At 48.7% G+C, this 14803-nt stretch carries 14 protein-coding genes; all 14 read left to right on the top strand.

All coding sequences use genetic code 11. From position 1 onward, the window contains the following. Positions 1-288: 288 nt before the first annotated feature. The 14 genes from B9Y59_RS10535 (at position 289) to nuoF (ending at position 14798) form a co-directional block, all read left to right on the top strand. The gene (locus tag B9Y59_RS10535; protein WP_158089005.1) at positions 289-690 is read left to right on the top strand and encodes a MarR family winged helix-turn-helix transcriptional regulator; all 402 of its coding nucleotides are present in this window, start codon (positions 289-291) and stop codon (positions 688-690) included. Further along, on the top strand, positions 687-2906 hold the full coding sequence (locus tag B9Y59_RS10530; protein WP_085533339.1) for an ABC transporter ATP-binding protein: 2220 nt from the start codon (positions 687-689) through the stop codon (positions 2904-2906). Before B9Y59_RS10535 ends, B9Y59_RS10530 begins: the two co-directional genes overlap by 4 nt. Beyond that, a complete protein-coding gene (locus tag B9Y59_RS10525; protein ID WP_085533336.1) occupies positions 2903-4822 on the top strand; it encodes an ABC transporter ATP-binding protein in 1920 nt (639 codons plus the stop codon). Before B9Y59_RS10530 ends, B9Y59_RS10525 begins: the two co-directional genes overlap by 4 nt. A 375-nt stretch (positions 4823-5197) precedes the next feature. Continuing rightward, positions 5198-7048 (top strand): TasA family protein, encoded by a 1851-nt coding sequence (locus B9Y59_RS10520; RefSeq protein WP_085533334.1) that lies wholly within the window; start codon positions 5198-5200, stop codon positions 7046-7048. 19 nt (positions 7049-7067) lie between these two features. Then, on the top strand, positions 7068-8027 hold the full coding sequence (locus B9Y59_RS10515; protein WP_085533331.1) for a hypothetical protein: 960 nt from the start codon (positions 7068-7070) through the stop codon (positions 8025-8027). A gap of 201 nt (positions 8028-8228) precedes the next feature. Beyond that, positions 8229-8579 carry a DRTGG domain-containing protein gene (locus B9Y59_RS10510; protein ID WP_054324586.1) on the top strand — a complete coding sequence of 117 codons (351 nt, stop codon included), beginning with the start codon at positions 8229-8231 and terminating at the stop codon, positions 8577-8579. Beyond that, positions 8576-9019 (top strand): ATP-binding protein, encoded by a 444-nt coding sequence (locus tag B9Y59_RS10505; RefSeq protein WP_054324585.1) that lies wholly within the window; start codon positions 8576-8578, stop codon positions 9017-9019. Before B9Y59_RS10510 ends, B9Y59_RS10505 begins: the two co-directional genes overlap by 4 nt. Before the next feature lie 3 nt (positions 9020-9022). Then, a complete protein-coding gene (locus B9Y59_RS10500) occupies positions 9023-10339 on the top strand; it encodes a [Fe-Fe] hydrogenase large subunit C-terminal domain-containing protein (RefSeq protein ID WP_198945614.1) in 1317 nt (438 codons plus the stop codon). Further along, positions 10329-10661, top strand: coding sequence for a DRTGG domain-containing protein (locus B9Y59_RS10495; RefSeq protein ID WP_054324583.1), 333 nt, complete (start codon positions 10329-10331; stop codon positions 10659-10661). Before B9Y59_RS10500 ends, B9Y59_RS10495 begins: the two co-directional genes overlap by 11 nt. Then, positions 10658-11377, top strand: a complete 720-nt coding sequence (locus B9Y59_RS10490; protein ID WP_085533329.1) for a PHP domain-containing protein — start codon at positions 10658-10660, stop codon at positions 11375-11377. The genes B9Y59_RS10495 and B9Y59_RS10490 overlap by 4 nt, the downstream gene beginning before the upstream one ends. A gap of 188 nt (positions 11378-11565) precedes the next feature. Continuing rightward, complete coding sequence (locus B9Y59_RS10485) at positions 11566-12063, top strand: NADH-quinone oxidoreductase subunit NuoE family protein (RefSeq protein ID WP_085533327.1); 498 nt, start codon at positions 11566-11568, stop codon at positions 12061-12063. Between the two features lie 25 nt (positions 12064-12088). Further along, positions 12089-12619, top strand: coding sequence for an ATP-binding protein (locus B9Y59_RS10480; RefSeq protein WP_242967369.1), 531 nt, complete (start codon positions 12089-12091; stop codon positions 12617-12619). Between the two features lies 1 nt (position 12620). Continuing rightward, positions 12621-12992, top strand: a complete 372-nt coding sequence (locus B9Y59_RS10475; protein ID WP_054324579.1) for a (2Fe-2S) ferredoxin domain-containing protein — start codon at positions 12621-12623, stop codon at positions 12990-12992. Positions 12993-13004: 12 nt separating this feature from the next. Then, positions 13005-14798, top strand: coding sequence for an NADH-quinone oxidoreductase subunit NuoF (gene nuoF, locus B9Y59_RS10470; RefSeq protein WP_054324578.1), 1794 nt, complete (start codon positions 13005-13007; stop codon positions 14796-14798). The last annotated feature ends 5 nt before the right edge of the window (positions 14799-14803 follow it).

Raw genomic sequence — 14803 nt, 5'->3', positions numbered from 1 at the left:
CTGACCAGAAAGGACAAAATACGAAATCTAAGGATTGAGAATAGAAATATTGCACGAAAAGAGTATTAAGAATTTGTGAAGATTGCAAACTTCGCCTTGACAAAGTTTGATGGCCTTATATAATATTAATATACTTAACTATTTAGAAACAAAAATATAAGGAAGGGAAAACACAGGGCTATGGTAGGGTATGAGGATTGGGAGTCGCACAGCGGGAAAAAAATATTGGAGTTGTTTTGGCGCTATAAATGTATAAAACCGCTTTTTGCGCAGAGGGATGGCTTGCCGATGACCGCCTTTTTTATGCTGCATAAAATTGCAGCCTGCGGTAGACTGCAAGGCGAAATGGGCGGGACGGACGGTGTTCGCATCACTGAGATCAGCCGGCGGACAAACATGTCGATGCCGGCAGTGTCGCAGATGCTCAATTCTTTGGAGGGCAAAGGGTTGATTGTACGGAGCATGACCAAGTGTGACCGTCGTGCTGTGTATGTTTGTTTGACTCCTAAAGGATATGAACTTTTGGAACATGCGCGAAGAGAGATTTTTTCCTTGGCCGATGAAGCGGAGCGTCGGATGGGAGAAGAAAATCTCAACCGGTTGTTGGAATTGTCGTCCCAACTTTTCGATATTTTGACAACGCTTAAAGAAGAACGAAATCAAATAGGAAAGGATGAATCCGATTCATGAGAAAACTCGCAAAGTATCTAAAGCCCTACATTGGGCCGATCATTGCGTGTGTGGTACTTCTATTTGGACAGGCTATGTGTGACCTGAATTTGCCCAACATGATGTCGAACATAGTGAATGTGGGAATTCAGCAGGGTGGTATAGAGGACCCGGCGCCGAAGGCAATCGGTGCAGATGGGTTTTCTTTTTTGCAACAGTTTATGGATGAAACGGCCCGTTTGCAGATGGAACAAAGTTATCATTTGGTTGCTGTAGACAGTGCAGAGGCTGCCGCATATTTGGACTCATATCCGGCCCTGCAAAATACCGACATTTATGTGCAAAATACGCTGGATGATCCGGAGTTGGAGGCAACAGCAGATGCATATAGCCGTGGGGTGACAACAATTGTCAACGCAATGAAAGCCGTTGCAGGAGAACAAACAACAGCAGTTAAGGCAGATCTGGAGAATATAGATCTTCATCAGCTTTACTCGGCCGCTCCGATGTTTGAACAAATTCCAAAAGAGGTTCTTCAACAGGCATGGGAACAGGCAGGGCTCTCGGACGATTCGACCAATCGCCAGATGGGAATTGCTATGACAAAAGCGTTTTATCAGGAATTAGGAGTCGACGTCGGAAAGATTCAAAGCGATTATATTTTACGCACCGGTCTTTTGATGCTTCTTCTCACGCTAGCTGGCGCTGCTGCTACGATCTGTGTGGGACTATTGGCGTCACGCATTGCAGCGGGAACAGCGAAACATCTTCGGCACGACGTGTTTCAAAAGGTGGAACATTTTTCAAACGAGGAGTTTGATCGTTTCTCTACGGCTTCTCTGATTACAAGGACTACGAATGACATCACGCAGGTACAGATGCTGCTTGTGATTGGCCTGCGGATGATCTGCCTTGCGCCTATTACCGGAATTGGCGGCATCGTGATGGCACTTGACAAAAGTGTATCTATGAGTTGGATCATTGCCCTGGGTGTAGTGATTCTGATTGGCCTTGTGGTGGTGATCTTCTCCATTGTGACCCCGCGTTTTAAGGTTGTTCAGAAGCTGGTTGATAAGCTCAATTTAGTTACCCGAGAAAACCTGAGCGGTATGATGGTCATTCGGGCGTTTGGGACGCAATCCTTCGAGGAAAATCGTTTTGAACAGGCAAATCGCGATTTAACCAAGACAAATCTATTCGTCAACCGTGTAGTGGTCTTTATGATGCCAGCCATGATGTTTATGATGAACAGCATTTCCCTTTTGGTGGTATGGGTTGGCAGTCAACAGATTGAGCAATCCATGATGCAGGTGGGCGATATGATGGCTTTCATGCAATATGCAATGCAGGTGATTATGGCGTTCTTGATGATCTCTATGATGTTTATCCTGGTGCCTCGCGCGTCGGTTTCCGCAGAACGCATTGCGGAGGTACTCCACACAGAACCAGCCGTCCGGGACGCAGAACAACCGATCCATTTGAATGGGCGGCCCTCTGGTAAGATCGAATTTCGAGATGTGTGTTTCCGCTACAATCAAGCGGAGGATGATGTATTGCAGGACATTCATTTCACGGCGCTTCCAGGACAGACAACAGCGTTCATTGGCTCTACAGGGTCTGGAAAGTCTACGTTGATTAACTTGATCCCCCGTTTCTACGATGTAACGGCGGGCAAAATCCTGTTGGACGGTGTTGACATTCGAAAAATCCCGCAGCATGAATTACGGGAGTATATCGGGTATGTGCCGCAAAAGGGAGTGCTTTTTTCTGGAAATATTGCTTCCAATCTGCGTTATGGTTCCCCGAATGCGACGGATGAGGACATCCGTCACTCCGCGGATGTGGCTCAGGCGACGGAATTTATTCGCCGGATGCCGGACGGGATGGAAACCGATATTTCTCAAGGAGGCACGAATGTCTCCGGTGGGCAAAAACAACGTCTTTCGATTGCACGCGCATTGACGAAAAAGGCGCCTATCTATATTTTTGACGACAGTTTTTCTGCGCTGGACTTTAAGACGGATGCTACTTTGCGTCATGCTTTAAAACAGGATACTGGCGACGCGACCGTTTTGATCGTCGCCCAGCGCGTCAGTACCATCATGGACGCAGAACAAATCATTGTGTTGGACGACGGGAAGATCGTTGGAAAAGGGACGCATCGTGAGTTGATGCAGTCCTGTAAGACCTATCAAGAGATCGCCCGGTCGCAGCTTTCAGAGGAGGAATTGGCATGAGCAACCCGATGAGCGGATCTACTCCGCGCAAGCGTGGCCCTTTGGGCGGGCGTGGTCCGGTGCGCGGCCCCGTGGAGAAAGCAAAGGATTTTAAGGGCAGCATGAAAAAGCTGTTGCAATACCTCGGAAAGTATAAATTCCGGATTTTTTTGGTGATGGGAACCGCCATGCTTTCCACCATCTTCACCATCGTAGGGCCTAAGGTTTTGGGCAATGCAACCACTGAGATTTTCAATGGGATTATGGGAAAGATTGCCGGTACAGGAACAGGAATTGATTTTGGGCGTATCGCACAGATCCTTCTTTTCCTGCTGGGATTGTATCTCATCAGCTTAGTGTTCTCCTATCTTCAAGGATGGATTATGACCGGCGTATCGATGCGGGTGACATATCATTTGCGCAACGACATTATGAAGAAGATCAACCGCATGCCATTGAATTATTTCGATACCACCAGCCATGGAGAGGTACTCTCGCGTGTGACAAACGATATTGATACATTGAGCCAAACTTTAAATCAGAGCATCACGCAAATTATCACCTCTGTTACCATGGTAGTTGGTATCATTGCCATGATGTTCTCGATCAGTTGGCAGCTGACGCTAGTTGCCTTGTGCGTGATTCCGGTTTCATTGGTATTTATTCTCATCATTGTGAAACATTCCCAGAAATATTTTGCAGCGCAACAGGAATATCTGGGGCATGTGAACGGCCATGTAGAAGAGATGTACGGAGGACATACCGTGATGAAGGCGTTCAACGGCGAAGAAGCCTCCATGCAGCAGTTTGACCAATACAATGAAACGCTATATAAATCGGCATGGAAATCGCAGTTTCTCTCCGGGCTGATGCAACCGGTGATGAACTTTGTGGCAAATGTAGGCTATGTAGCCGTTTGCATTGTAGGTGGGTGGTTGGCTGCTGGTGGCCGGTTAGATGTCGGCGGAATCCAGGCATTCATTCAGTATGTACGTCAGTTTACTCAACCGATCACACAAATTGCCAATATCAGCAACATTCTTCAACAGACCGCAGCCGCAGCGGAGCGTGTATTTGAATTCCTTGCAGAATCGGAGGAGGCCCCTGATACACCCGTGGTACACATCAATAACGATGATACTCTGCCGGATACAGATACGTTGGTTCATATTAAGGGGAGCGTACAATTTGCACATGTCAAGTTTGGCTATAACCCCAGTAAGACCATTATCCATGATTTTTGTGCCAGTATTCAGCCCGGACAAAAAGTGGCGATTGTCGGGCCGACAGGCGCGGGAAAGACCACGATGGTCAAGCTTTTGATGCGTTTCTATGATGTGAATGAAGGCGCCATTTTGATCGATGGCTATGACATCCGCAATTTCTCGCGCCAGGAACTTCGCTCGGTATTTGGCATGGTTTTGCAGGATACCTGGTTGTATAATGGAACCATACGGGAGAATATCCGTTACGGAAGATTGGACGCCGATGATGATGATGTGATTGCAGCGGCAAAAGCCGCACAGGTACACCATTTTGTACGCACCCTGCCGGGCGCCTATGATATGGTGCTCAACGAGGAGGCAAGCAATGTCTCACAGGGGCAAAAACAACTTTTGACCATTGCGCGTGCAATTCTCTCGGATCCCAAGATTTTGATTCTGGATGAAGCTACCAGTTCGGTCGATACACGTACGGAAGTATTGATTCAAAAGGCTATGGACAATTTGATGAAAGGGCGCACCAGCTTTGTCATTGCACATCGGTTGTCCACCATTCGGGACGCAGATCTGATTCTGTGTATGAAGGACGGCGATATTGTGGAGCAGGGAACCCATGAAGAACTGATGAAGAAGAATGGTTTCTATGCCAACCTTTATAATAGCCAATTTGAAAAGGCTTCCACATCACCTGTCCGTTTACAGCCTGCCACATAAATGAAAAAGGAATAGGGCCAAATCGATCAAGAGCGTCAAGTTACTATAGTAGCTTGACGCTTTTTGTTTGCTCAGAGGACTGCTGGCCATTTTTAAAAAATTCTGGGAAGTACATATTTTTCACTTATATAGAGCCAATATAAAATTAATTATAGCATTTTATAAATTGTTATGGATTAACTATATATCTAATTCCAATATAAAAGAATCATAAAATATAAAAATAATCAGAGGAAATATGTCTATAAATACGATTCTCAAATGCTTATAATTAGGGTGATCTGAGAATAGGCAGAGTTCACAGATTATAGTCTTATATTGAGGATTTAATGGACAGAAATTAGAATCTGTCCCAAACACGGAGGTGCAGAAGAAATGAAAGCGAAACGAAGCAGAGTCATTCTTTCAGCCATTTCGGTATTATTGGTACTCAGCCTGTTGATGGGCGGTACAATGGCATGGTTTACGGATACCGAAAAAGTAAGCGGCAATTTCGAGGCTGGTATTTTGGACATTGAGGTCAATCCGGGCGATGACGGATTTACAACCACTGAGCCGATGGAATTCAAAAATCTACGCCCGATGCTGTACGAAAATTTTTATAAAGAATTTGTCAGCGACGGTGGAGACAATGCGCTGACCAACAACAGTCAAAACCCAGAGAACTATCCAGAGGAGAATATCCCGGCATATTTTAAGCCGGTCACCATTCAAAATCGTGGAACATTGCCCACGAAGGTTCAGCTCTCTATGGACTTAGGCGCCGCCTGTAAAGAAGGGGAGGCACAGTTTGAACCAGAAGATCTGGCAAATGGTACAATGACTCCCTCGACGCCAGATCAACCGGTTTGTGAGAATAAGCTTCAGGATGTTCTCAAAATTTTTGTTTACAAACATACTGCCGATGGTTGGACAAAAATTGAGAATGTGAATCTGAATAAGCTCTATGATGATTCCAAAGCGAACCCCACCGAACAAAAGGCAAAGAATGCCGGTACAGAGTATCATACATATACCACCGCGGTGATTCCAGCCGGGGAAAATGCGACATATGTCCTCGCGGGATATCTGCCAGAAACCGTGGACAATCTCTATCAGGGGAAACACTATCATGGGTTACTGACTCTGAATGCCTATCAAGTGGATACAGATGAAGGTGGGAATCCAGATGAAGGCGGCGATAGTTCTACTCCTGCGGCAGATCCCTATACGGTAACCATTCATTTTTCCGATCCACAGGACGCAGAAGCTACGTTTACGCCAATTGAATATGAGCTCGGTACAGAGCAGAAGGTATATGATGTTTCTACGGGAGATTTGACTGCTCCGGAAGGTTATCAGTTTGTAGAGGGACAGAAGGCCCAGCAGGTTACTGTTAACAGCGAAGGTGTAAATCCCGAAAGTATTACATTCTTGGTGGAAAAAATAAACACGGATTTTGCAGGAGGCGATGGTTCCGAGGAGAATCCTTTCCTGATTATGAATGCGGAGCAGTTCAATAAAATCCGAAACTACAGCGACAAGCACTTCGTTCTGGGCGCAGACATCGCCTTGGGTGAGTATACGCCGATTGAATCCTTCAGCGGCAGCTTGAATGGGGAATATCAGGGGGTTAAGCATTCCGTAAGTTACACGATCCACGGCGGAGATCATTTAGGCCTGTTGGCCACAAATACAGGCACTTTGAAAAACCTCACCATTGCGTCAGATAGCGTGATTTATACCACAGGAAACAATTGCGGTACGATTGCAGCAATCAATGGCGGTACAATTGAGGATTGTATTTCTTACGGCACGATCAACGGTGTGTTGGAGGCAAACGAGCAAAATAAAGGGAAGAATATCGATTTTGGCGGAATTGTTTTCCAAAATACCGCAGGAGCGGCTATTCGGAATACAACCTTCCAGGGGAAAATCAATCCGGATTTAAGTGACGAAGATATTATTTTAGCGCTTTATGATGATATTAACATGTTCTTCAACAATGGAGGCTTGGCTTGCTTCAACGCGGGATTGATTGAAAACTGTCAGGTATCTGCTCCAGAAAGCGGCGCCAATGTAAGAGGCAGTACATATAATGCGGGCTTGGTTACCATGAATACAGGAACCATTCGAAATACAAAAACTGTTGGAGGGACACAGGAAACGCCCATTGTTTCAGCTCCAGTGGGGGAAGACTACAAAAATGGTTTGGACGTTTGCCTGAATATAGGTACGATCGAATAAGGAAAAGGAGCTGGATGGTATGAAAAAGAGGCTGTTCGCCCTTCTTTTGGCGGCATGTATGTTGTTTTGTATTTCGTCGGTGGCTTCCGCGTATGATTATTCGATCGACGGGAAATATCAGGTGGAATATCGAATTAATGACGGCGGGTTTAAGACGGTGGGATATTTGTGGGTTCCCTGCGGTCAAACGGTCACAGTGGAATATAAGTGGACGACGGATCCCGCCTATCCATATGATTATGCCTGGGTCCTCCATGTGAACGGGCAAAAAATCCCATCGATTGGCCTCAGCTATGGCTGGCAATATGACTCCTTAGAGGACGCCACGGGCATCGAGGGCTTATCCGGATTTGATCGTGTTCCACAGTATGCGGTTATCCGGAATGGACGGCCGAGTCCTTTGTGCATAGAATACACGGCGCCTGCTACAGGAAATGCTTCCGTATCCAAATATTTTTCACTCAATAAAGTCACTCCTACGTTCTACGCATATTTTGAGGACAAGGATGGAAACCGTGTAGAAGGGTTATCTTACTCGTACCGTCCCTCTTCCTACGGAGAGTTTACCATTGACGAGGCGGATGTACAGGCATACTTGGCGGAAAATGGTTACGTTCTTGATCCGCAGGGGCAGTCCCATACAGTAAATTATACGGTGGACTCCTCTGGCAAGGATGTGTTTGAGCCTTCTGAGGTGGTATTTACGGTGAAGCCCTTACAGACGGGACCACAGGAATTATCCATCTATTTTACCGACAATGGAACCCGCGTGGAGGAATTGACCCTCCCTTACACGGCAGACTCCGAGGGAGAACTTACAATTGGTACGGATGATGTGCGGGGTTATTTAGCGGAAAACGGATATATCCTGGAGCCGCAGGAGCAGTCCCACACTGTGAATTACTCGAAACAAAATGGATTTGATCCCTCTGAAGTGACATTTAAGGTAAAGCCAGTGTCTATCGGCGGATTTTTCTGATAACATTTTTTTTCTTGGGTTCGTAACATTGGATTGATCGAGATACCCTCCTCTGAAAAACTTAGAGGAGGGTATTTTTTATTCTCGATCTTTTGTCCGGCCAGTTGTTTCCGTTTCTGTGATATGTTATAATGAAAATGCATAAATTTTATTGTAGAGTATTTAAAAACATTGTGAATCATGAAACGGGAGGAACGTTCTATGAAGGTACGCGACGTAGTACAGATTTTAAAGGCGGATGTCCTGGTAGAGGGAGACCTCGATACAGAGGTTCGTACGGCGTGCGGAAGCGATATGATGAGCGACGTGCTGGCCTTTGTCAAGGACCAATCCGTGCTGCTCACGGGCCTGACGAACCCACAGGTTGTGCGGACGGCGGAGATGATGGACATGCACTGCATCATTTTTGTCCGGGGAAAGGAGATTGATGATACTGTATTAGAACTGGCTCAAGAAAAGGGGATTACCGTGCTGAAAACCCCCTACCGCATGTTTACTGCCTGCGGACTGCTCTACACCAACGGCTTGTCAGGGGGAAGTGAAGTGCAATGAGCGCCCTGTCGTTTGATTATGTAGTACCGGGGGACGATTTTACCCAGGCTGGCGCGGCTTCCAGCGATGTCAAGAGGAAGTTGAAAAAAATCGGTTACGATGCGGATGTCATCCGCCGCGTGGCTATCGCCATGTACGAAGGGGAAATCAATATGGTCATCCATGCAGGCGGTGGCACGGCGCATGTGGAGATCGACTCGGACAAAATCTATGTGATTTTAGAGGATCATGGCCCTGGGATCAAAGATCTGAGTAAAGCCATGCAGGAGGGATGGTCCACAGCGCCGGATAATGTGCGCTCCTTAGGATTTGGCGCAGGGATGGGTCTCCCGAATATCAAAAAATACTCCGATATCCTAGACATAGATACCAAGGTTGGGGAGGGGACGACCCTTTACATGACTGTATTTACCGATAGGAACCGGGCAGGCGGTGATTAAAAGATGGAAAAGTTTTTCCATTCTGTGATTTTGGACAAGGATAAGTGTATGGGGTGCACGAACTGTATTAAACGCTGCCCAACCGAGGCAATCCGTGTACGCGATGGAAAGGCATTAATCCTGTCGGAACGGTGTATTGACTGTGGCGAATGTATTCGTGTATGCCCACACCATGCCAAGCGGGCTCGGTTTGACCATTTTTCTATGTTGGACAACTACTCCTACAAGATTGCACTGCCAGCGCCAGCCTTATTCGGTCAATTTAATAATCTGGACGACATCGACATTGTCCTCACCGGCTTGAAGGGGATGGGGTTTGACGAGGTGTACGAGGTTTCGCGCAGTGCGGAGCTGGTTTCGGACGCTACACGCAAACTGATGCAGCAAGGATTGTTGCAACGGCCTGTGATCAGTTCCGCTTGTCCGGCGGTGGTGCGTTTAATTCGTGTGCGGTTTCCCGAACTTTGTTCCCATGTGCTACCGTTGAATTCTCCCATGGAGACGGCCGCACGATTTGTAAAAAAAGAAGCCAGAAAGAAAACCGGTCTGCCGATGGAAAAGATCGGCGCATTTTTTATAACGCCGTGTCCTGCAAAGGTGACGGATACGAAATGCCCAATCAGCACAAAAACATCCTATGTGGACGGAGCCATTGCAATCAGTGAAATCTTTCCTGCATTGGTGGATAAAATGGAAAAGGCGGAAGCAGTGGAACCCTTGATGCAATGCGGTGTCATCGGCGTAGGGTGGGCATCCAGCGGCGGAGAATCAGCCGCATTGCTTAATGACAAATATCTGGCGGCAGATGGTGTGGATAACGTGATCCGCGTGTTGGAGGAGTTGGAAGATGAGCGGATTAAGGAGCTGGATTTCATCGAATTGAACGCTTGTGCTGGCGGATGCGTTGGCGGCGTCCTCTGTGTGGAGAACGCCTATGTTGCAAAGGCACGGCTACAGCGGCTGCGCCGGTATTTGCCGGTTGCACAGAACCATTTGGAAGGCGGCATTCCACCCTGCATGCAATGGGAGGATAACCTAGAATTTGCGCCAGTGCTCAAGCTTTCCGATGATATGGGAGAAGCGTTGCGGATGATGGCAGACATCGACAAAATTTGTGGGAAACTTCCGGGACTGGACTGCGGTTCCTGTGGGGCGCCCACATGCCGTGCGTTTGCTGAGGATGTAGTGCGTGGCTCTGCAAAGGAAAACGAATGTATCTTTATCTTGCGTGAGGAGATCAAACACGTTGCCCAAGCTCTTTCCTCTATGGGAGGTTTTGTGCTGGGGCATAACAAGGAGGTTGATTCCAATGACCGTTGAGGAATTGCGCGACCAATTGGGGTTGCAGGTACTGGTGGGAGGAGATCTCACCCGTGAGGTGACCGGAGGCTATACGGGAGATCTGCTCAGTTGGGTGATGGCCCGGCTTCCTGCCGATGCAGCTTGGTTTACCGTGATGGGCAATGTGAACGCAATCGCGGTGGCATCGTTGGCGGACGCTGCTTGTATTGTCCTGACAGACCGCGCATCGCTGGATGAAGAGGCACGCAACAAGGCAGAGCAACAGGACATTCTGGTGCTCTGTAGCGAGCAAAACAGTTACGAACTCGGAGCGCGCCTGGCGGAGTTATTGAAAGGATGAAATTTTTTTACGATTTTCATTTGCACTCCTGTCTTTCGCCATGCGGAGACGACGATATGACTCCTTACAACTTGGTCAACATGGCAAAGCTGCTCGGATATGACATCATTGCACTGACAGACCATAACTCTTGCCGGAACGCCGCCTCTGCGGTCAGAGCGGGGGAACAGGCGGGCCTCGTGGTGATTCCGGGCATGGAACTCTGTACCCAGGAGGAGGCACATGTTGTGTGTCTGTTCCCGGATATTCCCGCGGCGGAAGCATTTGAAGACTTTGTGCGGTCGCGTAGTATGGAAATTCCCAATCGGCCGGAGATTTTTGGCCGCCAATTGGTCATGGATGAGCAAGACCATATTCTGGATGAAGAAAAACGGCTGTTGATTCATGCAACACAGGTCGGTGTGGACCATGTACTGTACGAGGCAAGGAGGTTTGGAGGCACCGCATTCCCAGCGCACGTGGATAAACCGGCTTACAGTGTGATTTCTGTCCTGGGCGCCATCCCTCCGGAGGCTGGTTTCCATACAGCGGAGATCAGTTTTACCGGTTCCCCGGAGGCCCTTTTGCAAACCAATCCGGAGTTGTCCGGTATGCTGCTCCTGCGCAACTCAGACGCCCACTATCTGGAGCATATGCGGGACCCCGGCCCAACGTTGGAATTGCCGGAAGCATCTGTACAGGCGGTCATTCGATTCTTGGATGAACAAAATCTCTAAAAATACTTATCCTTATGAAAAATTATTAAACATGATTGTTTCGAGTATATTTTAAGGCAAATTTCTAGAAAAATTGTAGATTTTCTACAAACAATGTGCTATAATAAATCACAATGCATATGTGACGAAATGTTCGAAAAATTACGAAACATTATGCCACATATTGGAATTCACAGGGAGGAACAAGAATGCAAAAAAAAATCAGCAATTTGCCTTTTCAAGGGACTCCGGAGCAGGAGCAAAAACTGCACGAAGTGATTGAAAAGCACAAAGATGACAAAGGCGCGATTATGCCAGTCCTGCAAGAAGCGCAGGAAATTTATGGGTATCTGCCGGTAGAAGTGCAGACCATGGTGGCGGAAGGCCTGAACAAGCCGCTGGAAGAAGTCTTCGGCGTGGCGACCTTTTATTCCCAGTTTTCCCTTACACCGAAGGGGCGGTACAATATCTCTATTTGTTTGGGAACCGCTTGCTATGTAAAGGGTGCGGCGGCAGTCCTGGACAAGGTGAGCGCTGCGCTCGGCATCCAGCCAGAGGAGTGCACTGCAGACGGGAAATTCTCTCTCACCGCTTGCCGCTGTATTGGCGCTTGCGGTTTGGCTCCGGTCATGACCATCAATGACGATGTATATGGCCGTTTGGTGCCGGAGGAAATCGACGGAATCTTGGCAAAGTACAACGACTAAGATGCGGGAGCTATCTTTAAATGTGATGGACATCGCGCAGAATTCCATTTCAGCGGGAGCGACTTGTATTGAGGTGGAGGTCTGTGAGGATACCACTCAGGATCGTTTGACGATCCAGATTGTGGACAATGGCCGTGGGATGTCCGCGGATCAGGTTGCCCATGTGACAGATCCTTTTTTCACTACGCGTACAACGCGCAAAGTAGGCCTGGGTATCCCGCTCTTCAAAATGGAAGCGGAAATGACGGGCGGTGAGCTGCGGATCGTATCTGAGCCGGGGAAAGGAACAGCGGTGACAGCAGAATTTGTGCCCTCTCACGTGGACTTTATCCCGTTGGGAGACATCAATGCCACGGTTCTCCTGTTAATCACTTGCAACACAGACCGGGATTTTGTGTTCCATCGCAGAATAGATGACCGCGAATTTACACTGGATACCCGTGAACTGCGCGGGATCTTGGGCGAGGAAGTGGAGCTGAATATGCCCGATGTAGTGGCATGGATGCGGGATTTCCTCAATGAACAAACACAAAGCATCAAAGGGGAGAAAATATAGTATGAAGTCGTTAGCGGAACTTCAGGCAATCCGAGATAAAGCTCGCGGCAAAGTCACGCTGCGGGAAGGACAGGATGATGCGATCCGCGTATTGGTCGGTATGGCCACGTGCGGTATCGCTGCGGGCGCACGCCCAGTTCTCACCACCATCGTGGATGAGGTGGCAAAAAGAGGCCTCCAGAATGTCATGGTTACCCAGACGGGATGCATCGGCATCTGCCAGTTTGAACCAGTTGTCGAGGTTGTAGAACCCGGCAAGGAGAAGATCACTTATGTGAAGATGACCCCAGAAAAAGCGGTCCGCATGGTGAACGATCATCTGGTCAACGGCAATGTCGTCACAGAGTTTACCATTGGCGCTAATTCAAAATAAGGAGGCTGCAAAATGTATCGTTCGAATGTACTGGTTTGCGGCGGTACGGGATGTACCTCCTCGAACAGTGAGCTGATTATCCAGCGTCTGAAAGAGGAAATTGCCGCGAAAGGCCTCGATCAAGAGGTCAATGTCATCCGTACGGGCTGCTTCGGCCTCTGTGCCTTGGGCCCGATTATGATTGTATATCCAGAGGGCGCGTTCTACAGCATGGTCAAGCCGGACGATGTACCGGAGATCGTGGAAGAGCATCTGCTCAAGGGCAGAATCGTCAAACGCCTTCTTTATCAAGAGACTGTAGTGGAGGATTCCAACTCCGTCAAGTCTCTGAATCAAACACCTTTCTATGAAAAACAGCACCGTGTTGCCCTGCGCAACTGCGGCGTTATCAATCCTGAGGACATCGATGAGTACATAGCGGTTGACGGTTATCAGGCGTTGGGCAAGGCCCTCACCGAGATGACCCCACAGGATGTCATTGATGTAATCACCAAATCCGGCCTGCGCGGACGCGGCGGAGCTGGCTTCCCGACGGGCAGAAAATGGCTCTTTGCCGCGCAGAACCAGGCGGATCAGAAGTATGTGTGCTGCAATGCGGACGAAGGCGATCCGGGCGCTTTTATGGACCGTTCCATTTTGGAGGGTGATCCGCATGCGGTTCTGGAAGCAATGGCTATTGCCGGATATGCAATCGGTGCTTCTCAGGGATATATTTATGTTCGTGCAGAATACCCAATCGCTGTAAAGCGTTTGCAAATTGCAATTGATCAGGCTAGGGAGTACGGCCTGCTCGGTAAAAATATTTTCGATACAGATTTTAATTTTGATATTGAGCTTCGTCTGGGCGCCGGCGCGTTTGTCTGCGGCGAAGAGACGGCTCTGATGACCTCCATCGAGGGCAAACGTGGCGAGCCTCGCCCGCGTCCGCCGTTCCCGGCGCTCAAGGGCCTGTTTGGCAAGCCAACCATCTTGAATAACGTAGAAACGTATGCCAATGTTGCCCAGATTATCCTCAAGGGTGCGGACTGGTTTGCATCCATGGGTACGGAGAAGAGCAAGGGCACGAAAGTGTTCGCCCTGGGCGGCAAGATCAAGCACACCGGCCTTGTGGAAGTCCCGATGGGGACCACTCTGCGCGAGATCGTCGAGGAGATTGGCGGCGGTGTGCCGGATGGCCATTCCTTTAAGGCGGCTCAGACTGGAGGTCCTTCCGGCGGCTGTATCCCGGCTTCCCAGATGGATGTTCCGATCGATTATGACAACCTGATTGCCATCGGCTCCATGATGGGTTCCGGCGGCTTGATTGTCATGGATGATACCACCTGTATGGTGGACATTGCGAAGTTCTTCTTGGAATTTACTGTGGATGAGTCCTGCGGTAAGTGCACCCCGTGCCGTGTTGGCACGCGCCGCCTGCTGGAGATCCTCAATAAGATTACGAGCGGCAATGGCACATTGGAGGACATTGACCGTCTGGAAGAACTGTGCAACTATCTGAAGGAGAATTCGCTCTGCGCTTTGGGGCAGACTGCGCCGAATCCGGTGCTCTCCACCCTGCATTATTTCCGCGACGAGTACATTGCACACGTTACGGAGAAACGCTGCCCGGCGGGCGCATGTAAGGCGTTGACGAATTACTACATCTTGGAAGACAAGTGCAAAGGTTGTACGCTTTGTGCGCGCAACTGCCCGGTCGGCGCCATCAGCGGTACCGTGAAGAAGCCGCATGTGATCGATACGAGCAAATGCATCAAGTGCGGCGCTTGCATGGAAAAGTGCAAGTTCAGCGCGATTGTGAAGAGATAAGAAAG

Origin of the sequence: Anaeromassilibacillus sp. Marseille-P3371 (assembly GCF_900169665.1) — a bacterium.
In the GTDB taxonomy this organism is placed as follows: Bacteria; Bacillota; Clostridia; order Oscillospirales; family Acutalibacteraceae; genus Anaeromassilibacillus.
The sequence above is the reverse complement of the archived record's forward strand: the minus strand, read 5'-3'. Positions and strand labels throughout refer to the sequence as shown.